General features: G+C 60.1%; 19 protein-coding genes. 10 read left to right on the top strand and 9 right to left on the bottom strand.

Annotation, left to right across the window (positions count from 1 at the left end):
* Positions 1 to 81: 81 nt before the first annotated feature.
* Positions 82 to 282, bottom strand: a complete 201-nt coding sequence (locus KIT08_08800) for a hypothetical protein (GenBank protein ID UYN89185.1) — start codon at positions 280 to 282, stop codon at positions 82 to 84.
* Between the two features lie 70 nt (positions 283 to 352).
* Between KIT08_08800 and KIT08_08805 the strand changes: the two genes are divergently transcribed.
* The 7 genes from KIT08_08805 to KIT08_08835 all read left to right on the top strand — a co-directional run bounded on the left by KIT08_08805 (position 353) and on the right by KIT08_08835 (position 8,274).
* Positions 353 to 1,228: a hypothetical protein gene (locus tag KIT08_08805; protein ID UYN89186.1), complete on the top strand. Its 876-nt coding sequence runs from the start codon at positions 353 to 355 to the stop codon at positions 1,226 to 1,228.
* Positions 1,229 to 1,338: 110 nt separating this feature from the next.
* Positions 1,339 to 1,713, top strand: a complete 375-nt coding sequence (locus KIT08_08810; GenBank protein UYN89187.1) for a roadblock/LC7 domain-containing protein — start codon at positions 1,339 to 1,341, stop codon at positions 1,711 to 1,713.
* 291 nt (positions 1,714 to 2,004) lie between these two features.
* Positions 2,005 to 3,651 carry a CTP synthase gene (locus KIT08_08815; GenBank protein ID UYN89188.1) on the top strand — a complete coding sequence of 549 codons (1,647 nt, stop codon included), beginning with the start codon at positions 2,005 to 2,007 and terminating at the stop codon, positions 3,649 to 3,651.
* A gap of 460 nt (positions 3,652 to 4,111) precedes the next feature.
* Positions 4,112 to 5,404 (top strand): phosphopyruvate hydratase, encoded by a 1,293-nt coding sequence (gene eno, locus KIT08_08820; protein UYN89189.1) that lies wholly within the window; start codon positions 4,112 to 4,114, stop codon positions 5,402 to 5,404.
* Between the two features lie 141 nt (positions 5,405 to 5,545).
* Positions 5,546 to 6,214, top strand: coding sequence for a hypothetical protein (locus KIT08_08825; GenBank protein ID UYN89190.1), 669 nt, complete (start codon positions 5,546 to 5,548; stop codon positions 6,212 to 6,214).
* 2 nt (positions 6,215 to 6,216) lie between these two features.
* Entirely contained in the window at positions 6,217 to 7,062 is an 846-nt protein-coding gene (locus tag KIT08_08830; GenBank protein UYN89191.1) for a serine/threonine protein kinase, read from the top strand.
* A gap of 6 nt (positions 7,063 to 7,068) precedes the next feature.
* Entirely contained in the window at positions 7,069 to 8,274 is a 1,206-nt protein-coding gene (locus tag KIT08_08835; protein UYN89192.1) for a hypothetical protein, read from the top strand.
* A 545-nt stretch (positions 8,275 to 8,819) separates the two neighbouring features.
* On the opposite strand, the gene KIT08_08840 is transcribed toward KIT08_08835, so the two are convergent.
* Positions 8,820 to 9,119, bottom strand: a complete 300-nt coding sequence (locus KIT08_08840; protein UYN89193.1) for a hypothetical protein — start codon at positions 9,117 to 9,119, stop codon at positions 8,820 to 8,822.
* Positions 9,120 to 9,288: 169 nt separating this feature from the next.
* Entirely contained in the window at positions 9,289 to 9,888 is a 600-nt protein-coding gene (gene rpsD / locus KIT08_08845) for a 30S ribosomal protein S4 (protein ID UYN89194.1), read from the bottom strand.
* Positions 9,889 to 10,120: 232 nt separating this feature from the next.
* Between rpsD and recA the strand changes: the two genes are divergently transcribed.
* The 3 genes from recA to KIT08_08860 all read left to right on the top strand — a co-directional run bounded on the left by recA (position 10,121) and on the right by KIT08_08860 (position 12,278).
* Complete coding sequence (gene recA, locus KIT08_08850; protein ID UYN89195.1) at positions 10,121 to 11,206, top strand: recombinase RecA; 1,086 nt, start codon at positions 10,121 to 10,123, stop codon at positions 11,204 to 11,206.
* Between the two features lie 91 nt (positions 11,207 to 11,297).
* Positions 11,298 to 11,795: a hypothetical protein gene (locus KIT08_08855; GenBank protein UYN89196.1), complete on the top strand. Its 498-nt coding sequence runs from the start codon at positions 11,298 to 11,300 to the stop codon at positions 11,793 to 11,795.
* 3 nt (positions 11,796 to 11,798) lie between these two features.
* The gene (locus KIT08_08860) at positions 11,799 to 12,278 is read left to right on the top strand and encodes a YbaK/EbsC family protein (protein ID UYN89197.1); all 480 of its coding nucleotides are present in this window, start codon (positions 11,799 to 11,801) and stop codon (positions 12,276 to 12,278) included.
* Positions 12,279 to 12,316: 38 nt separating this feature from the next.
* On the opposite strand, the gene ahcY is transcribed toward KIT08_08860, so the two are convergent.
* The 6 genes from ahcY to KIT08_08890 form a co-directional block, all read right to left on the bottom strand.
* Positions 12,317 to 13,579 carry an adenosylhomocysteinase gene (gene ahcY / locus KIT08_08865; protein ID UYN89198.1) on the bottom strand — a complete coding sequence of 421 codons (1,263 nt, stop codon included), beginning with the start codon at positions 13,577 to 13,579 and terminating at the stop codon, positions 12,317 to 12,319.
* 34 nt (positions 13,580 to 13,613) lie between these two features.
* On the bottom strand, positions 13,614 to 14,573 hold the full coding sequence (locus KIT08_08870) for a carbohydrate kinase family protein (GenBank protein ID UYN89199.1): 960 nt from the start codon (positions 14,571 to 14,573) through the stop codon (positions 13,614 to 13,616).
* Positions 14,574 to 14,713: 140 nt separating this feature from the next.
* Complete coding sequence (locus KIT08_08875) at positions 14,714 to 15,829, bottom strand: M23 family metallopeptidase (protein UYN89200.1); 1,116 nt, start codon at positions 15,827 to 15,829, stop codon at positions 14,714 to 14,716.
* On the bottom strand, positions 15,826 to 17,574 hold the full coding sequence (locus KIT08_08880) for a PD40 domain-containing protein (protein UYN89201.1): 1,749 nt from the start codon (positions 17,572 to 17,574) through the stop codon (positions 15,826 to 15,828). Before KIT08_08880 ends, KIT08_08875 begins: the two co-directional genes overlap by 4 nt.
* 38 nt (positions 17,575 to 17,612) lie before the next feature.
* Entirely contained in the window at positions 17,613 to 18,026 is a 414-nt protein-coding gene (locus KIT08_08885; GenBank protein ID UYN89202.1) for a hypothetical protein, read from the bottom strand.
* Positions 18,027 to 18,111: 85 nt separating this feature from the next.
* A complete protein-coding gene (locus KIT08_08890) occupies positions 18,112 to 20,217 on the bottom strand; it encodes a heavy metal translocating P-type ATPase (protein UYN89203.1) in 2,106 nt (701 codons plus the stop codon).
* Positions 20,218 to 20,226 lie beyond the last annotated feature (9 nt).

The following is a 20,226-nucleotide window of genomic DNA, read 5'->3' on the forward strand; positions in this document are numbered from 1 at the left end:
AGGTGAACCATGAGGAAACACGAAACAAAAAAAAGCCCAGCCATATGGCTGGGCTTTTTTTTGTACAACAATGATGCAGGACTAGATGCCCTTCAGGGCAGTAGCCAGCGCCAGGATCACGAAACCGATCGCAACCAGCGCGAAGGCCGAAACGCCAATGGCGAACACGCCAAAGTGGGCCAGCAGACCCAGGCCGCCGAAAATAACGGCAACAACCCAGGTCACTTCTTTCGGAGCGGAAAGTACCAGCCCCTTGTTGGTGGAACGCTTCTTCTTAGCCATTTCTTCTCTCCTTGGTACGGCGAATGACCTCATTGTAGCACCGGCTCACGCCACGGATTACAATCCCTGCATGCATATCCACCTCGTTGATGGCACGTACGAGCTCTACCGTAACTATTTCGGCGCCCCGCCCAAGAAGGACCCCACCGGGCGCGAGGTTGGCGCCGCCCTCGGCCTGTTGCGCAGCCTCATGGCGATGCTCGAGCGCCCCGAAGTTACCCATGTTGCCTATGCCTTCGACCACGTCATCGAATCCTTCCGCAATGGCCTCTACACCGGATACAAGACCGGCGAGGGCATCGAGCCGGAGCTCTGGAACCAGTTCCAGCTGGCCGAAGACCTCGTGGCCGCCTTCGGCGTCACCGTCTGGTCCATGGTCGATTTCGAGGCCGACGACGCCCTGGCGGCTGGCGCCGCCCGCTGGGCACCCGACCCCGCCGTCGAGCGCATCCTGCTCTGCTCGCCCGATAAGGATCTGATGCAAATGGTCGGCGGCAAAGTCGTCGCCTGGGACCGCCGCCGTGACCTCATCCTGGATGCTGACGCCGTGCAGGCCAAGTTCGGCGTGCCGCCCGTCAGCATCCCAGACTATCTCGCCCTGGTCGGCGACGCCGCCGACGGCTATCCCGGCCTGCCGGGCTGGGGCGCCAAGTCCGCCGCCGGCGTGCTGGCCGTCTATGGCAACATCGATGCCATACCGCCCGTCGCTACCCAGTGGCAGGTGCCTGGGCTCAGCGGCACGCGGGCGGCCAAGCTGGCCGCCACCCTCGAAGCCCAGCGGGCCGATGCGCTGCTTTTTCGCACCCTGGCCACCCTGCGCACGGATGTGCCCCTGCCCGAAACCCTGGCCGACCTCGAATGGCGCGGCGCTCACCCACAGTTGCGCGAACTGCTAGCCCAGCTCGACGCCAGCTCCATCGCCGAGCGCATCACCCGCTGGCAATGATCAAAACCAATCGATCAATTAATTAATCGATTGGTTTTGATTTCTTGTCCCTCATCCTTCCGCCTTCATCCTTGCCTTCTCAATATGGTATAGTCTCTTGCAGTATTGATATGGCCGATTCGCGTTCGACACTCATCAAGAACCGCCTTCGGGATCTGCAATCCACAGCCCCAGATATCATCGCCTCCGCAGTCGTCACCGCCGACGGGCTTTCGCTTGCCTCGGCCCTGCCCTCAGACGTTGAGGAGGAGCGCGTCGCCGCCATGAGCGCCGCCATGCTCAGCCTGGGTGAGCGCATCGCCCAAGAGCTGCAACGCGGCAACATGGAAGAGGTCTACATCCGCGGCGATGAGGGCTTGGTGCTGCTTACCGCCGTCGGGCGAGATGCCGTGCTCACCACCCTGGCCCGCAGCGAGGCCAAGCTCGGCCTCATGCTGATGGAGATGCGCCGCGCCGCCGCCGACCTGGAGCAATATGTCGCATAGATACGCAAGCGCAATCGCTCTCGCCGCACCGCCACTCTACGGAGAGGGGCTCTTTCAAGACCCCTCTCCGTTTCGTTTAATCCATAGCGCGCCAATCAACCGGCGTTGCGTTACTCGGCGTGAGCCGAGTAGCAAGGCCAACGCGTGGGCGCAGCCCACGCAACAAGACCCCTCTCCGTTTCGTTTAAGCCATAGCGCGCCAATCAACCGGCGTTGCGTTACTCGGCGTGAGCCGAGTAGCAAGGCCAACGCGTGGGCGCAGCCCACGCAATACACCAGAGGAGTCGTGTCATGACGATCAAGTACATATTTGTTACCGGGGGCGTTGTCAGCTCCGTTGGCAAAGGCGTCACCACTGCGGCCATCGGCCGCCTCCTCAAAGAGCGCGGCTTCAAGGTCGCCGTGCAGAAACTCGACCCCTACATCAACGTTGACCCCGGCACCATGAGCCCCTACCAGCACGGCGAGGTCTACGTCCTCAACGACGGCTCCGAGACCGACCTTGACCTGGGCCACTACGAACGCTTTGTAGATATCAACCTCACCAAGGTCAGCACCATCACCACCGGCCAGGTCTATGCCGAGGTCATCGCCAAGGAGCGCCGCGGCGACTACCTCGGCGGCACGATCCAGGTGGTGCCCCAGATCACCGACGAGATCAAGCGCCGCATCGGCTTGGTACCCGAAGAGACCGGCGCCGAAGTCGTCTTCGTCGAGGTCGGCGGCACCGTCGGCGACATTGAGTCGCTGCCCTTCATCGAAGCCCTTCGCCAGATCCGCACCGATGTGGGCCGCGAGAACGTCTTCTACATCCACACCACCTGGCTGCCGCACATCGGCGCCACCAACGAGCTCAAGACCAAGCCCACCCAGCACTCCGTGCGAGAACTCCGTTCCCTCGGCATCTCGCCGCAGATGATCATTGCCCGCGCCGACAAAACCATCACGCCCGATCTGACCGAGAAGATCGCCAAGTTCTGCGATGTCGACCGCCGCGGCGTGGTGCCGGTGCCCACCATCGACGTGATGTACGAGATCCCGCTCCTGCTCGAGAAGCTGGGCGTGGCCGACTACATCATCGATACCCTCGGCCTGCAGGCCGCCAAAAAGCCCGACCTCACCGCCTGGGAGGCCATCAGCAAGTCGGCCCACCGTGAGAAGCCGCCCGTGCGCATCGCCCTCGTGGGCAAATACGTGGAGCTGCACGACGCTTACATGAGCGTCAAAGAGGCCCTCAAGCACGCCGGCCTCGCCCTCGGTGTGGAGGTCGAAATCGACTGGATCCACGCCAGCGAGGTGGAGAAGGGCCGCGGCTGGGATGAGATCCGCGCCGCTCACGGCATCCTGGTGCCCGGCGGCTTTGACAGCCGCGGCATCGAGGGCAAGATCGCCGCGGCCCAGTACGCCCGCGAGCATAAGGTGCCGTACTTCGGCCTGTGCCTGGGCATGCAGATCATGGCCATCGAGTTTGCCCGCAACGTGCTGGGCTACAGCGAGGCCAACTCCACCGAATTCGACCCGGCTTCGCCGTACCCGGTCATCGACCTGATGCCTGACCAGCGTGGCATCGCCGAGAAGGGCGCCACCATGCGCCTGGGCGTGTACCCCTGCCAGTTGGAGCCCGGCAGCCTGGCCGCCGCGGCCTACGGCCAGCCCGTGATCGAGGAGCGCCACCGCCACCGCTTCGAGTTCAACAACGCCGCCCGTGAAGCCTTCGCCGAGCACGGAATGCGCTTCTCGGGCGTCTCGCCCGACAACCGCCTGGTCGAGATCATCGAGGTGGCCGAGCACCCGTACATGCTCGGCACCCAGTTCCACCCGGAGTTCCTCTCGCGCCCCACGCGCCCACACCCACTGTTCGTCGCCTTCGTGCGCGCCGCCGCCGAGCAGGCCGGCGCCCAGGTGCAGGCGCTCGTCACTGTAGATAGCGCCAGCTAGCTCGCCGGGCGTAAAAGTTATTGCGCGGAGGAGGGAGGGGGTTAAAACTTATTACTAACAACTTTGTCCTTATTCCGCTGGTGTGAGCGGGTTGTAGCACGCATAGTTGACTTATGGGCAAAGTGGAGCAGGGTGTCAAGGTGTCCGGTCAGCGCCTGAGCCGCGTCGCCCTGAGCACTTCGTTCCTCAGTGTAACTCCGCGAAGGGCATTCGTTTGGTTTGCTTTACGGCAAGCCTGCTGAGGGAATTCAGTTCAGTTGTGCTCCATTTGTTCCAACGCTGCAATGATCCTTCGCTGGCGGTAAGCTGCAGCCTTCGGCTGCTGCTCACCTGGCTCAGGATGCACACGCGGTCTGGTGTTGGTATCACTTCTAACTTCTGCATTCTTACTTCTCACCTTGTTTTGTCTTTCCCCTCATCCTTCATCCTTTCGCCTTCATCCTTGAATTACAATCTCCCTATGTCCAATATCAACATCGCCTCCATCCACGCACGCCAAATCCTCGACTCGCGCGGCAACCCTACCGTCGAAGTCGATGTCCGCCTTGCAGACGGCAGCCTCGGCCGCGCCGCAGTCCCCTCCGGCGCCTCCACCGGCATCCACGAGGCGCTCGAGCTGCGTGATGGAGACAAGTCGCGCTACCTCGGCAAATCCGTCACCCAGGCCGTCGCCAACGTCAACGGCCTTATCGCCGCCGCCCTGGCCGGCCATGACGCGGCCGACCAGGCCGCCCTTGATGCGGCCATGTTCGCCCTCGACGGCACGCCCAACAAAGCCAAGCTCGGCGCCAACGCCATCCTCGGTGTCAGCCTGGCTGCGGCCAAAGCCGCCGCTGTAAGCAGCGGCCAGCCGCTGTACCGTTACCTCGGCGGCCCCGAGGCCACGCTGCTGCCCGTCCCGATGCTCAACATCCTCAACGGCGGCGCTCACACCGGCTGGGAATCGACCGACTTCCAGGAATTTATGGTGATGCCCTTCGGCGCGCCCAGCTTCAGCGAAGGCCTGCGCTGGGGCGTCGAGGTCTATCACAGCCTGCGCGCCATCCTCAAGGCGCAGGGCTACAGCACCCTGGTGGGCGACGAGGGCGGCTTCGCCCCGGCCCTCAAGAGCAACGTCGAAGCCATCGAGCTGGTGCTGCTGGCCATCGAGAAGGCCGGCTACACCGCGGGCGACCAGATCAGCATCGCCCTTGACCCGGCCACCAGCGAGCTGTTCGACGACGCCAAGCAAGACTATTTCCTACGCAAAGAGAACCGTCGCCTTAGCAGCGACGAGATGGTGGCCTTCTGGTCCGACTGGGCCGCGCAGTACCCCATCGTCTCCATCGAAGACGGCATGGCGCAGGAAGACTGGGCCGGATGGAAAGCGCTCACCGCCGCCATCGGCAGCAAGGTGCAGCTGGTGGGCGACGACCTGGTGGTCACCAATCCCAAGCTGATCGAGCGCGCCATCGCCGAGAAGGCGGCCAATGCCCTGTTGGCAAAGGTCAATCAAATCGGCTCGCTGAGCGAGACGGTGGAAGCCGTGCGCCTGTGCCAAGCCGCCGGCTGGGGCACCGTGTGCTCGCACCGCTCCGGCGAGACCGAAGACAGCACCATCGCCGATCTGGCCGTAGCGTACCGCTTCGGCCAGATCAAAACCGGCGCCCCCGCCCGCGCCGACCGCACCGCCAAGTTCAATCAGCTCCTGCGCATCGAGGAGGAGCTGGGCTCTGCCGCCGAGTACGCGGGCTGGGCGGCGATTGGGCGGTAGGGTCTAGCCGCCTAGTGCGCGTGTAATGCTAGTGAAGCCTAAAGATCTTGCGCATCGAGAGGAGCTAGGCTCCACTGACGAGTACCCGGGGTCCGGCCATACAGATATGAAACAAATTCTAGTTAGGAGAAGATACATAAAATGACCATAACTTATTACTCTGTGAGGAGAGGGGGGGCAGAATCTAGACTCGAAGATAACCTGCTTGATGAGTTGCAGGATGCCTTTCCAGAGCGCAAATATAAGCAGTGGATGGGGGGAGCTTTTAATATTGGGGGTTCCTTCCCTGATATCGTCATAGTCTCCTATCGGCCCGAATTAACTTGGCTTCAAGAAGAGGTTGCAGGGGCAGAGTTTATTCTTGCGTACTTACATAGAGTTAGTTCAGCGCGATTTGAGACTATACAAAAGAGGACGCTTATTGAAACGCGTCATTTGCGATTAAGTATTGACAAACTGATTGATGCAAAAGTTATACGAAAGAAAAAACAGGCCTATCATCTTGATAAAGCTTGGAGAGATATTTTGCCTAGAATTATTACGATTGAGGCTAAAATTTCGAAATGGCGGATAGCAGTTGCTCAGGCCATGAATAACACTCTGTTTGCTCACTATTCTTATGTGGCAGTGCCACTAGATTTAGCAAAAAGAATAAGTAATGAGAGTGCATTCAACCAAAAAGGGATTGGTTTAATTGGCGTGGCTCAAGGCGCAGATTCATGCTTTGTAAAAAATGCGGTATCGAAGTATCCTTCTTTGTGGTCTTATTACTATTCGCTGGCTTCAACAATTGCCACTAACGGTGGCTAAAAATGGCCTTCCTTTTTCCGATTGAACGTGCTAGGAATTTTTTTCCAGATCTCGAATTTGTTGCTCCCTTGACGCCAAGTCAACAAAAGGCAGCGTTCCTGGTTCGCGACTCCGAAGGCCTAGAGCTCTGCCTAAAAATCATTTCTCCAGACTATCAGGCCGAGAGGCTTCAAAGAGAGTTGATTGCTCTTCAGAAGTTAGATCACCCCAATATTGTTCGTTTTAGAGAGTATGCCCTAACTATCAAGTCAGGAGTTACTCTTAATTATATGATTGAAGAGTATATAAAGGGAAACGATCTAACCGATCTCTTGGGGCAAGAACATATATGGGATGCCAACAGGGCTACTAAATTCTTTGCCGAACTTTTTCGCGGCCTGGCCGCACTCTACCACGAAGGTATAGTTCATAGGGACTTGAAACCTTCAAACATACGAGTAAGAGAAAATACTTCCCCTGTAATTATTGATTTCGGTCTTGCTCGACACTTGAACTTGACTGACCTGACAAGAACCGAAGAGGGAGCTGGTTTTGGTACACCAAAGTATTTTGCTCCTGAACAGTTTGTGGGTACCAAGTATGATATTGACCATAGAACTGACTTGTATGCGACGGGGTTGTTGTTGTATGAAGCTCTAACTGGTGTCCATCCTTATTGGAAAGCTGATATGTCAATGAGCGACCTTAGAGAGGCAGCTCTCCGTTCAGATGAATTTCTTAAAAATCCGGCATTTTTGACTCTTCCTAACAATATTACTTTGTTGGTATCCAGATTGCTGGCCAAGGAACGAGTAAACAGGCCAAGTAATGCCAATTTAGCAGCAAGAATTATTTTAAAAGGCAGGTAAGAATTTATGAAGAGGGGTCCGTGGCATCAGCTCGGTAATCAAGGTCAAACAATTGCGCGTGAGCATTTGCAGAACGGTATTGGAGTTGGCGTTGTAATTAGCGAAAAGGACTTGCCTTTTAATAGTGCCAAGGAATATTCAACTACTTTTAAAGAGTTGAACGCCGATGTCCTTGTTGATCATCAATTTTACAATTCAAGTTTTCGTCACAAGAATTTCGACACATATCCGGAAAAGGAATTCCGTGTAACTTTATCTAACATGGCAAATTTGTCCAGGATTGGTTTGTCTGGTTTGTCTAAAGCCTTGGAAGAAAACCTGAGACAGCTCTCTGTAACTGGTGTCATTGCTCCGGCAATGAAATATCAGGCTGGCAGGAATGAGATTGTCGACGTTAACGCAAAACTTTTTTCCGCCGCAAAAGCAGTCGGTGATTCAATGGGACTTCCTACCTTTGTTACCGTGACTGTTGACAGATCATCTTTGGATAGCTTTTCTGCGGTCGAGAGGATACTGTCTGATGTGACCTCTTTGAGTGGGGATGGATGGTATTTCTCAATTGAGTTTGGCGAAAGGAGAATTCCCGCTTCTTCTGAGAAGGTAAAAATGCTTTGTCGAGCAGGTCTTAAGCTTGCAATGACAGGGAAGCCTGTCATGCATGCATTTGCTGGCCCCATGTCACTGCTCTCTTATGGATTCGGCGCAACTGCAGCTGCAATTGGCCATAGTCATAATCTATGGCAGTTTTCAAACGAAAGGTGGCAGATACTTTCGGCGCCACGAAAAGGCCCCAAAAAACCTCTCAGGAGGTTGTTCTCAAGTAACCTTTGGGGCACACTAGTTTATCCAAACGAAATTGTACGGATGAATGCTAAGCTGCGCGCTGAAGCTCTTACATCGACGGAATACTCGCCTTCACTTGAAAACTTGGATGCAGTTTGGAAAAAAGGGCAGGCTGATAGACACTTAGTTGCCTCTATTTGTCGAGAAATTGAAACTATTTCCAGGCTGGGAGGTGTATCAGAAGCAGCAAAGTATGCAATTAATAAACTCGCACATGCGGAATCTTTGTACGGACGTATCAAGAATACCGTTGGTACTCTACGCGATAGTTCAAACGCTTACCATTCAAACTGGAAGGAGGCCTTGGAGAATCTTCTAATCGAGGGTAAAGACGATTTAGATTACCTGGAGATGATAGCTAGCGATTGATTTACTTAGTCTATTACTTCCCGCTTTCCATTTATTAATTTCTGTTGTCCCCCTTGACACCGCGCCCCAATCTGCCCGCCAGCTCACATTCCCTGCTATAAGCCTGCAGGAGTTTGCGCAGCAAACTCCATTAGCAGCGGCGCCAGCCGCTGCGTAGCTGCCTGGTTCGCGGGCTCCCGGCGGGCTGTTTGCGTGCGTAAGCCACTGCGTATCTTGTCAAGTTGGGGTGGGGGGCGAAGTTAAAACATGTAAACAATTAATACATTAAGTACATTTCCTGTAGCTTAGCCGTCCTACAGATCATTTTTTGGCGGCAAATGTTTAACTTGGAGCTAAAAAGAGGGGGTCACTAATGATGATTATTAAAACTTCTCGTCCCAGCGCGCCATGCGCATCAAACCACCTTGATGAGAATGACCAAAGCACACTCCCGCCAGCAGGTCATTCTCATCTCAACTTGACAGGGTCGCCATTCAAGCCTGGCGTTTGTAAGCGCAGAAGCGTCAGCGGCTGCGCACAAACGCCATTAGTAGCTGCGTCAGCAGCTACGTACCGTGCTTTCTCTCGCTCTCCTCGATCGCTCGTAGCAGCGCCTCTTCCTCCAAGGTCAGCAAGTACTCTTCCTCCAGCGTGCGCTGCGGGCGCAGCAGGATGTAGATGAGCACCCCCGGAATGAACAAGATCACCGAAAGCAGCACCGCCAGCAGCCGGCGGCTCGGCTCCCGCAGCCTGGCGGCCGCGTCCCGGTGGGTCCAGTACACCAGGCTCGCCCACAGGGCCAGCAGGAAGGTAGCCCCCCAAACAGTCAGTGCGGTGGCCAGGGTCTGCAATGTATTCGCATCCATGCCCGTCATTATAGTGCGCGGGCCGCGTGGGCATAGCCCACGCAACCCGCACATTTGGTGTTGCTGCTCGGCAAAGCCGAGCAACGCAACACCACTGTTGGGGATACTGCGCACGCCAACAAAAACGGCCCGCCAGGGGCGGGCCGTTTTGGGTTCTGCAATGTCCAGACTAGCGGGAGTAGTACTCAACCACCTGGTTCACTTCACAAATGATCGGCACTTCCTGCAGCTCGGGCAGGCGCACATACTTCGCCGCCATGTTCTTTTTGTCCACGTCCAGATACGGCGGAATGTTGCCAATGCTCTCCAGCGCCTCAGTGAACGCCGGGATCTGGCGGCTCTTCTCGTGCACGGCGATCACGTCGCCCGGCTTCACCGAGTACGACGGAATGTTGATGCGCTCCCCGTTCACCGTGATGTGACGGTGCGAGACGAACTGGCGGGCCGCATAGATCGTGCGGGCGAAGCCAGAGCGCAGCACCAGCGCATCCAGGCGAGATTCCAGCAGCGTGATCAGCATTTCAGGCGTGCGGCCCTTGGAGCGCGAAGCCTTCTCCATGTAGCCGCGCATCTGCGCTTCACGAATGTTGTACTGGTGGCGCAGGCGCTGCTTCTGCAGCAGTTGCAGCTTATAGTCAGAGCTGCGGCGCCACTGGTTCTGGCTGCCGTGCTGGCCGGGCGGGTTCGGCCGGCGCTCCATGACTTTGATGGCCTTCGGGGTCAGGGGGATGCCCAGCGCCCGAGAGCGTTTTACCTTCGATTCCTTCATCCTGTTTCCTTTACATTTTTGTACTCAGCTACCAGTTTGCCGCGGAGCGCACCAATAGCCTGGACAAATGCACGATCGCTGAAAGGGGCGATTGCGCCGCAAGATGATACTTGCACTTGCCGCTTTTGGCTAGGGCACAATCTCGCCGTATTTTGGCCCCTGCAAAGCCTTGACAAAGGAACGCTTGTTCTATAATATAAGCGGAAATAGAACAGACTTTCTAGGAGACACAATGGCCGCTCAAAAAGAACACAACGACGAAAAGATCAAGGTCCTCCAAAAGACCCTGGGTGAGATCACCAAACGCTACGGCGAGGGCAGCATCATGCGCCTCGGCGAAGCCCACGGCATGGCCGTCGAAGCCATCCCCACCAGCTCCCTCTCGCTCGATATCGCCCTCGGCGTCGGCGGCATCCCCCGCGGCCGCGTCACCGAGATCTACGGCCCCGAATCCTCCGGCAAGACCACCCTCTGCCAGCACATCGTCGCCGAGGTGCAGAAGCGCGGCGGCACCGCCGCCTTCATTGACATGGAGCACGCCCTCGATCCCAACTATGCCGCCAAATGCGGCGTGGACATCGAGAAGCTGCTCGTCGCCCAGCCTGACACCGGCGAGCAAGCCCTCGAGATCGCCGAAGCCCTCGTGCGCTCCGGCGCCATTGACCTCGTCGTGATCGACTCGGTCGCCGCCCTGGTCCCCCGCTCTGAGATCGAGGGCGACATGGGCGACGCCACCATGGGCATGCAGGCCCGCCTCATGTCGCAGGCCTTGCGCAAGATGTCCGGCGTCATCAAGCAGACCAATACCGCCGTCGTCTTCACCAACCAGCTGCGCCAGAAGATCGGCGTCATGTTCGGCAACCCCGAAACCACCACCGGCGGCATGGCCCTCAAGTTCTACGCCTCCGTGCGTATGGATGTGCGCCGCATCCAGTCCATCAAGACCGGGCAGGATGTCGTCGGCAACCGCACGCGTGTGCGCGTCGTCAAGAACAAGGTTGCCGCACCCTTCCAGGTCGCCGAATTTGACATTATGTATAATGAAGGCATCTCCAAGAGCGGAGACCTGCTCGACTTAGCGGTCAACTACGAGATCGTCGCCAAGCGCGGCTCCTTCTACAACTACGGTGACGACCGCCTGGGCCAGGGCCGCGAAACGGCCAAGGATTACCTGCGAGATCACCCCGAAGTAGCCGACGTCATCGAACAGCAGATCCGCGAGAAAGTGCTCACCCAAGAACCCAGCGCCTATGCCGAGCCAGACGAAAGCCTCGCCTTTGAACCCGCCGAAGCAGAACTCGAGGCCGTTGAAGCGTAGCGAAAGACAAAAAGCGTCTTTCGCTTGGAGTTTCTGGCGTGCTACGCACGCCAAAACTCCCGTCATAAATAAATATACGGCGATCCGCAACGTGTTTTGGCTGCTGATCGCCGTATGTTTTCTGGCTGGATGCAGTAGGAGCGTACTCCCCGCTGACCAGGGCTACTTCATCGCACCCACCGTCGTCGGCAACTCGCAAGCCATCGTACTCGAGACGCCCACGGCGATGCCCGCCACTGCCACCCCGGAATGCGAGAACAATCTCGTCTTCCTGCGCGATATCACCGTGCCCGATGGCACTCGTTTCGCCCCCGGCGCCCCCGTTGAAAAGAGCTGGGAGCTGCGCAACGACGGCACCTGCGCCTGGATCGTGGGCTACACCGTCGAGCTGCAGGCGGGCAGCATCGGGCTGGGGGCGGTGCCCCGCCACCCGCTGCCGCCCGCCCAGCCCGGCGAAAGCGTGGTGCTCACTATTCAATTTACCGCTCCCAGCGAGCCGGGCAGCTACCGCAGCCTGTGGAAGGCGCACGACTTTGCCGGCAACCCCTTCGGCGTGGGCTTCTATGTAGACATCACCGTTTCGGAGTAACGAATGCGCGCCCCAACCAACGCCACCGCCATCGCATTCCAGGACACTATTCGCCACCACGGCCTGCCCGGCCAAGTGGTCGAGTTCGAGATCACCACCCGCACCGCAGCTGATGCGGCTGCCGCCATCGGCTGCCAGCTGGGCCAGATCGTCAAATCGCTCATCTTCCGCTCTGCGGAAGATGAGGCTGTCATCATCCTGACCAGCGGCTGCAACCGGGTAGACGAGGCCCTGGTGGCCCAGGCCACCGGCGCCACCCTTGGCAAGGCTGACGCCGACTTCGTGCGCAACCTGACCGGCTACGCCATCGGCGGCGTGCCGCCCTTCGGTTACAGCCACCCGGCGCACACCTATATTGACGAGGACCTGCTGCAGTACGCCGAGGTGTGGGCGGCCGCCGGCACCCCGCACGCGGTGTTCCCGCTGCCGCCGGATGCGCTGGTGCGCATCAGCGGCGGCAAGCTGCTACGCGTGCATGGCTAGATAAAAAAAAGACCGGCGAAAGCCGGTCTTTTTGTTTCCTAGATGGTGCCCTCTTCCCATGAGTTCAGGTATTTTTCCTGCTCGGGGGTGAGCTTGTCGATCTTGACGCCCATCGCATCCAGCTTGATGCGGGCGATCTCGCGGTCAATATCCTCGGGGACGGAGTAGACCTTGTTCTCCAGGGTGGAGGCGTTCTTGGCCATGTACTCGGCGGCCAGGGCCTGGTTGGCGAACGACATGTCCATCACGCTGGCGGGGTGACCCTCAGCAGAGGCCAGGTTGATCAGGCGGCCATCGCCCAGGATGTGGATGGTGCGGCCGTCCTTGGTGTAGTAGGCCTCCACGAAGGGGCGCACCAAGCGCTTCTCTTCGGACATCTGGGCCAGGGCGGGGATGTTGATCTCCACATTGAAGTGGCCGGAGTTGGCGACGATAGCGCCATCCTTCATGACTTCGAAGTGGTGCTTGTCCAGCACGTTGATGTCGCCAGTCACGGTGACGAAGATGTCGCCAACCTTGGCGGCGTCAACCATGGGCATGACGCGGAAACCATCCATGACGGCTTCTAGGGCGGCCATGGGGTTGATCTCGGTGACGATGACGTTGGCGCCCATGCCACGGGCGCGGTCAGCCAGGCCGCGGCCACACCAGCCGTAGCCGGCGACGACAAAGGTCTTGCCGGCCAGCAGGATGTTGGTGGCGCGCACAATGCCATCCACGGTGGATTGGCCGGTGCCGTAGCGATTGTCGAAGAAGTGCTTGGTCATGGCGTCGTTGACGGCGATGACGGGGAACTCCAGCTTGCCGTCGGCGGCCATGGCCTTGAGGCGGATAACGCCGGTGGTGGTCTCTTCGGTGCCGCCGATGATGGTCTCAAGCAGGTCACGGCGGTTCTTGTGCAGCTCGCTGACGAGGTCTGCGCCGTCATCCATGGTCATGTGGGGCTTGAAGTCGAGGGCCACGTGAAGATGCTTGTAGTAGGTGGCGTTGTCCTCGCCCTTGATGGCGAAGACGGGGATCTCGTCGTGGGTGACGAGGGAGGCGGCTACATCATCCTGGGTGGAGAGGGGGTTGGACGCGGTGAGCAGCACCTCGGCGCCGCCGGCCTGCAGCGTGCGCATCAGGTTGGCGGTCTCAGCGGTTACGTGCAAGCAGGCCGCCAGGCGCAGACCCTTGAGCGGGCGCTCTTTGGCGAAACGCTCGTGGATGGTGCGCAGGACGGGCATTTCACGCTCGGCCCACTGGATGCGACGACGGCCGCCTTCGGCTTGGCCGGCGTCTTTGATGTCAAAATTTTCCATGTACTAGAACTCCATTCCTTTTATATAGGCGCAATTATGCCAGTAGTGCTTGCAGCTTGCCGCCGTCGTCATAGTGCTCGCGATAGCGGGTGACGAAATCGGTGGTTGAGAAGTGGTGAGTTTGCGGGCCAGCCTGCTCGAGGCAGTAGGTGGCCGCCAGGGAGCCGAGGCGGCCACTGGTTTCCCAGTCGAGGCCCAAGCGGTAGCCTGTGAGGAAGCCGGCGCGGAAAGCATCGCCGCCGCCGGTGGGATCCACAATCGTGTCGGTGGGTACGGCTTCAACCCAGGTGATGCCATCCTTGGTGTGGATGTTGGCGCCCTTGGGGCCGAGGGTGACGACCATGTAATCCAGGTGGGAAAGGATGGCCTTGTCATCCATGCCTGTCTTGTCTTTGACCAGTTCGAATTCGTATTCGTTCATGAACATGGCATGGGCGGTCTCGACGCCGGTGCGCAGGATTTCGCCATCAAAGCGCACGATCTGCTGGCTGGGGTCGTAGACATAGGGGATGTCGAGCTCTTTGCATTCAGCGACATACTGCTGCATGGCGCCGGGGTCGTTGGGCGAAATGATGACCAGTTCAGGCGTGCCGCCTTTGACGGCTTTCAGCGAAAGCTCGCTGGCGCGGGCCATGGCGCCAGGGTAGAAGCTGGCGACCTGGGCGTTGGACTTATCCGTAGTGGCGAAGTAGGAGGCGGTGTAGAGGCCCTCGATCACTTCCATATTGGTCGTGTCTACGCCGTGATCCTTTAGGAAGGCGCGGTATTCGGCAAAGTCTTCGCCGACGGCGGCCATGACGCGCGGCTTGCCGCCAAGCAGCGCCATGGTGTAGGCGATGTTGGGGGCGATACCGCCGCGGCGGCGGTCTAACTTATCTACAAGAAATGAGAGGCTGATCTTTTCGAGGTGCTCTGCCAGCAGGTGCTCTTTGAAGAGCCCTGGGAAAGTCATGAGGTAATCGTAGGCTACTGAGCCCGTGATGAGTACATCCATTCCATCACCTGTATGGCGAAAATTTACCCTTACACACAAAAACGCCCTCGGGTTTTCGAGAGCGTTCTCCCGCGCGTGGCGTACGCAAGTTTAGCATGGTGGCAAGGGTTTGGGAAGGGCAGAAAAACAGGGGCGAGGCACTAATCTGGCACGCCTACCAGAGGTGGGTCGGTGGGTAGCTCAAAACTGTAGCCGTCCCGCCCCATGAAATGAAAATAGGTCACGGCGCCGGGCTTGATCTCGATCTCGGTGCGCCACCAGATGGAATAAAGCGGGACGGCCACCTCGTACCGCCCGGCGGGCAGGTTGGTGAGCACCAGGTTCTCTTTGTAATAGGGGTCTGAGCGCAGGCGGAAGCCGGTGAAGTAGGTGTAATTGGTCCACAACTCGCCTGTGTCCAGCGAGCGCACCTCGGTAAGCCAGTTGAGCAGTAGCTGGTTGCGCTCATTGGCGACGCGGCCAACCAGCACGCCATAGCCTTCAGGCGGGGCTAGCCATAGCTCCGGGTTGTAGGTGAAGTTGGTGGTGTTGGTGCCGGTGCGCACCTCGAAGTGCAGATGCGGGCCGGTGGAGAGGCCGGTGTTGCCCGAAAGGCCAATAAGCTCTCCCTGCTGCACCCGCTGGCCCATCTCCACGCTGACACTGCTCAGGTGAGCGTACACGGTCCACAGGCGGTCGCCGTTGTAGCCGAAATCATGACGGATGACGATGGAGATGCCGTAGGGATCATCCAGAAAATAGGGCGAGTTGTAGGTTTGGCCGTAGCTGGCCCACACAATGGTGCCGTCGCCCGCGGCGCGCACCGGGGTGCCAGCATCCAGACCAACATCCAAGCCCACATGCGGTTCGCGGCGGTTGGTGCCCGCCTCCTGCCGCACACCGTAGCGCTGGCTAGGGGAATAGAGGCCAAGGTGGGCGTTGGCGACAGGGAAGCTGAAATAAAAGTGATCGTAGGGGCTGAGGGCCACCGGCGCCTGGATGGCGGGGAAACCTTGCACTGCCGGCTGGGTGGGTGCCAGGTCTGCGGCGCCGAGCGGGAATGGCGCCAGGGTTGGAGCGGCATAGGTGGGCCATTCCAGAAGGGGCAGGGTGCTGGTTGGTGGCGGTGTATCGCTGGGCGGCAGCACTTGTGTGAGCGTGGGCAGCGGCGTGTGGGTGCTGGTTGCGGCGGGGCTGGCCGTGGTCGGCGCAGCGGTGCAGCCGGCAAGAGCTAAGAATGAAAGTGCTGCCAGCAGGCGAAGGCGCTTGAAGCTCATGGCCGGGGGGCGCTGATCACTTCGGCGCTATACAGTTGAAGCATGGCGTCCTGCCAGCTTAGCCCGTCACGCAACACAAATTGATTGAACAGTGTGGATGGGAAGAAGCTGCGCCAATTGGCCTGGGCGGGCAGACGCTCAAAGCCATAGTCTGCGGCCAGCGCGGTGAAATCGATCCAATAGCCGGCAGGCACTTCGTCCGCCAGCTGCCCACCCGCCTGGTAGCTGCTTTCTACGCCAGAATAACGCGCTGCAAAATCCCAGGGGTTTTGCGTGAGCGGCTGGCCCATCCCGCTGTCGGGGGCGGCGGTGCGCAGATAAATGCGCCAGTAGGTCTGCCCGCCAATGTCTTCGCGCACGGCAGCCAGCCAGCCCGCGTTCAGCAGGCCGCTGCGCAAGGCAAAGGCTCGGCCGGTGAGCAGCCAACTGTCGTACTGGCCGGGGGGCAAGGGTGTGCTTAGCGGCACCAGCGAATTTTCAAGGCTGGAGAGAGCGTCCCAGCCCAGGAGTTGCGCGGTGCGCTGACGCAGCGCTTCAAAAGGGGCGGCGGCGGCCGAACTGAGCGACGGGTTGGGTGAAAAGACATTGCTGAGCGGCACGACCTGATAACTTTCGGCCAGCTGTGCCCAAGCGGCCTCAGGCTGGGCCGCGGCGGCCGCTTGCAGCAGGCCGGCCGGCGGGCTGGGCCATTCGCCGGCAGTCCAGGCCGCGCCGTGCACGCGGCCGGGCAAGGCTTGAGGCGCCAAGGCCAACTCGCCATCCAGCGTGTAGGCAGTCAGGTAGTGCTCCGTTTCGGTGTGGGTTTTGGCCAGGAGTACATCACCGGCCGGGCTCCACTGCGGCGCCTGGCCGCTGCCGATGTAGCGAGGCGGGTTGAGCATGTCGCTGACGTAGATGTTCCACATACCGGCGGGGTCCTGCTCGGCCCAGGCCAGCCAGCGGCCATCTGGCGACCAGGCCGGCGAAGCCTGCACGCCGCGCTCGGGCGCCAACTGGGCAAAGCGGGTGGCGCCCTCCTGCTCCAGATACAGCAGCCAGATGGCGGGTGCGCCGCCGCGGTCTGAGACGAAGGCAAGCTGCTGGGCGTGCGGGCGCCAGGCGGGCGAATGATCGCGGGCTGGCGAGAGGCTTACGTACAGCGGCTCCACCGAGCCATCCAGCGGACGGATGGCAATTTCAAGATCGTTGTTGTGATCGTGAGTGTAGGCCAGCCAACCATTGTCTGACCAGCTGGGTGAGCCATCGTAGGCGCTGTCGTGGGTGAGCTGGCTGGTAATGCCAGTAGCCAGCTCTAGCACGTAAAGGTCCCAGTTGCCGTTGCGGTTGGAGGCGAAGGCCAGCAAGCCGGACTGGGACGAGAAGGCAGGCGAGACATCATCCCACTGGCCGTAGGTGAGGCGAGTGAGCGATTGGCCGATGAGCTGGTGGCTGAAGAGGCGCGCGTAGCCGTATTCGCTAAGGCTGAGCACGCGCAGGCCATCCAACGAGCGGCCCGCGCCCATCACCAATGGGGTGGCCTGGGGAGTGGGCATGACGGTGTGGGTGGGCAGGGCCGTGGGCTCCTGCGCGGCCAGCAGCGCGGTTGTGGGCGTGCTGGTGACGGCTTGTGGCGTGCCGGCCGAACCCAGCGAGCCGTTGGCGAGGATATAGAGCAGGACGATGCCGAGCAGCACGCCGGCGGCGATGAGGCGCAGCCAGTACCCCAGCGTGCGGCGCAGGGATGGAGTGACGGGGTCTGAGAGCATGGGAATGTGTGTATTAAAGCAAGAAACGGGTTGGCGTACTACGCTTCGGGAATGATGAAATCAACAGCGTGCTCGTGGATGATCTGCTTGGCCTTGCTCAGCAGGTCGCCCGAGCTGGCCTCGAGTGGGTTCTCGGTTTGCTGGGCTTCAATATCGGCGTAGAAGACGCGGGCCTTGAGAGTGTAGCGCCCGGGTGTGCGCGGTTGGCGCAAGTGCATCACGAATTCCATGATCGGGTCGATCGCCTCGACCACGCTGACGGTGGCCAGCGGCTGCCCGGCCTCGTTGGTGATGAGGGCTTCGACATTGGGGCGGCGCTGAAAGGGCGTGATATCAATGCGCACCTGGATGCGCTGGCCATCTGGCCGCGGCTGGGCTTCCAGCTCGCGGATGCGAACCTCGTTAGGCGGCACGGGGGCTTCGCCGGCTTCGGTGAAGAAGATGTCAGACATGCTAGGGATTATAGCGTTGGGAAGACGGTGGGAAATTGGGAACTTGGTATTGGTTATTAGTTATTGGCTACTGGAGCTGCCAGTGTTACAGCCTGGCTCGGCGCAGCAGTTGGGCGTTTAGCGCCACGATGATGGTGCTGGCAGACATGAGCACTGCGCCCAACGCGGGCGAAAGCAGGATGCCCCGGCTAGCAAGCACCCCGGCGGCCAGCGGAATGGCAATGACGTTGTAGCCGGTGGCCCATAGCAGGTTCTGTACCATCTTGGCGTAACTGGCGCGGCTGAGGCGAAAAACCTTGAGTACGTCCTGCGGGTCATTATCCACCAGGATGATGCCAGCAGACTCTACGGCTACGTCTGTGCCGCTGCCGATGGCGATGCCCACATCGGCGCGGGCGAGAGCGGGCGCATCGTTGACGCCGTCACCCACCATGGCCACCTTGCGCCCTTGGGCTTGCAGCGCGGCAATTTTCTTTTCCTTGTCGGCGGGCAGCACCTCGGCAAAGAATTCAGTGATGCCCAGCTCGGCGGCGACCGCGGCCGCCACCGGCTCGCTGTCACCGGTGAGCATGGCCGCGCGGATGCCGAGCTGGCGCAGGCTATCAATGACTAATTTGCTTTGTGGACGCAGCGCATCCGCAATGGCGAAGACGGCAATGGGCTGTGTGCCGGCCAGCAGGTAGATGGCGCTCTGGCCCTTGCGCCCGGAATCCTCGGCGAAGGCGGCCAGCTCCGGCGGCAGGCTGGCGTCGAGCTGCTGCAGCAAGCGTGGGCCGCCGAGATGGTAGGGCTGCCCGGCAACGGTGGCCTGCACGCCCAAGCCCTTTAGGGCCTGGAAGTCTTCCACCGCCGGCGCGGCCAGACCGCGTTCGGCAGCGGAGGCGCGGATGGCGCGGGCCAGGCTGTGCTCGGAATCACCCTCCAGCCCCGCGGCCAGGCTCAGCACCTGGTCCTCGCTGTAGCCCTGCAGGGCGCGCAAAGCCACCACACCCATCTCTCCCTGAGTGAGCGTGCCGGTCTTGTCGAAAACGACTGTATCCACCAGGCGTGCTTCCTCCAGTGCCAGGCGGTCTTTCACCAGCAGGCCGTGGGAGGCGGCCTGAGCGGTGCTGATGGCAACCACCAGTGGAACGGCGAGACCGAGGGCGTGCGGGCAGGCGATGATGAGTACAGTCACCACGCGCTCGAGCACGAACAGATCCAGCCCGCGGGCCAGCCCCCAGGCCAGCGCGGTGAGCGCGGCGGCGACCAGGGCAATGGTGAACAGCCAGCCGGCAGCACGGTCTGCCAGGATCTGGGTGCGCGATTTGCTGAGCTGGGCCTGCTGTACCAGGCGCATGATGCCAGCCAGGGCGGTGGCGCCGCCCACAGCGGTGACGCGCACGCGCAGGCTCCCCTCGCCATTGATGGCGCCGGCAATCACCGCGTCGCCCGGCGCTTTGGATACCGGGCGGGATTCGCCGCTCAGCATCGATTCGTTGACTTGCGAATTGCCTTCGACCACCTCACCATCGGCGGGGATGCTCGCGCCTGGGCGCACGAGGAACAAGTCGCCGGCGGCCAAGGCGGCGGCCGGCACGGTTTCGATGCGGCCGTCGGCGCCGATGCGCTCGGCCTGGTCTGGAAGCAGCTTGGCAAGCTCGTCGAGGCTGCTGGAGGCGCGGCGTACGCTGCGCATCTCCAGCCAGTGGCCGAGCAGCATGATGTCTATCAGGGTTGCCAATTCCCAGTAGAAACCCTCGCCGAGATTGAATACGAAAGCAGCTGTGCTATAGAGGAAGGATACGGAGATGGCCAGGCTGATGAGCATCATCATGCCCGGCTGGCGCGCCCGCAGCTCTGGCACGGCCATTTGCAGGAAGGGTAGACCGCCGTAGAAGAAGATAACGGCGGCGAACAGCGGTGCGATGAATTGCGAGCCGGGGAATGATGGCGGCGAAATGCCCAGCCAGTGCTGGGTCATTTCGCTGTAGAGGATGACTGGGATGGTGAGCACGAGCGACACGAAGAAGCGCGTGCGGAACATCTGCTCGTGGCCACTATGGTGCGCAGCTACGCTGCGCGAGGCCGATGCATGGTGAGCAGAGTGTCCAGCAGGTCTGTGCGCAGCTGCGCTGTGCAGCCCGACTGCGTCGGGCTGTGGGTGGTGCGCGGCGTGCTGATGGCGCTCGTGCTGGTCGTACTCGCTCATCCCAGCCTC

The organism is Anaerolineales bacterium (assembly GCA_025808555.1).
Taxonomy (GTDB): domain Bacteria; phylum Chloroflexota; class Anaerolineae; order Anaerolineales; family UBA11579; genus JAMCZK01.

Coding starts and splice junctions, on each gene's coding strand:
- KIT08_08800 (UYN89185.1), bottom strand. CDS start 282: ATGGCTAAGAAGAAGCGTTCCACCAACAAGGGGCTGGTACTTTCCGCT.
- KIT08_08805 (UYN89186.1), top strand. CDS start 353: ATGCATATCCACCTCGTTGATGGCACGTACGAGCTCTACCGTAACTAT.
- KIT08_08810 (UYN89187.1), top strand. CDS start 1,339: ATGGCCGATTCGCGTTCGACACTCATCAAGAACCGCCTTCGGGATCTG.
- KIT08_08815 (UYN89188.1), top strand. CDS start 2,005: ATGACGATCAAGTACATATTTGTTACCGGGGGCGTTGTCAGCTCCGTT.
- eno (UYN89189.1), top strand. CDS start 4,112: ATGTCCAATATCAACATCGCCTCCATCCACGCACGCCAAATCCTCGAC.
- KIT08_08825 (UYN89190.1), top strand. CDS start 5,546: ATGACCATAACTTATTACTCTGTGAGGAGAGGGGGGGCAGAATCTAGA.
- KIT08_08830 (UYN89191.1), top strand. CDS start 6,217: ATGGCCTTCCTTTTTCCGATTGAACGTGCTAGGAATTTTTTTCCAGAT.
- KIT08_08835 (UYN89192.1), top strand. CDS start 7,069: ATGAAGAGGGGTCCGTGGCATCAGCTCGGTAATCAAGGTCAAACAATT.
- KIT08_08840 (UYN89193.1), bottom strand. CDS start 9,119: ATGGATGCGAATACATTGCAGACCCTGGCCACCGCACTGACTGTTTGG.
- rpsD (UYN89194.1), bottom strand. CDS start 9,888: ATGAAGGAATCGAAGGTAAAACGCTCTCGGGCGCTGGGCATCCCCCTG.
- recA (UYN89195.1), top strand. CDS start 10,121: ATGGCCGCTCAAAAAGAACACAACGACGAAAAGATCAAGGTCCTCCAA.
- KIT08_08860 (UYN89197.1), top strand. CDS start 11,799: ATGCGCGCCCCAACCAACGCCACCGCCATCGCATTCCAGGACACTATT.
- ahcY (UYN89198.1), bottom strand. CDS start 13,579: ATGGAAAATTTTGACATCAAAGACGCCGGCCAAGCCGAAGGCGGCCGT.
- KIT08_08870 (UYN89199.1), bottom strand. CDS start 14,573: ATGGATGTACTCATCACGGGCTCAGTAGCCTACGATTACCTCATGACT.
- KIT08_08875 (UYN89200.1), bottom strand. CDS start 15,829: ATGAGCTTCAAGCGCCTTCGCCTGCTGGCAGCACTTTCATTCTTAGCT.
- KIT08_08880 (UYN89201.1), bottom strand. CDS start 17,574: ATGCTCTCAGACCCCGTCACTCCATCCCTGCGCCGCACGCTGGGGTAC.
- KIT08_08885 (UYN89202.1), bottom strand. CDS start 18,026: ATGTCTGACATCTTCTTCACCGAAGCCGGCGAAGCCCCCGTGCCGCCT.
- KIT08_08890 (UYN89203.1), bottom strand. CDS start 20,217: ATGAGCGAGTACGACCAGCACGAGCGCCATCAGCACGCCGCGCACCAC.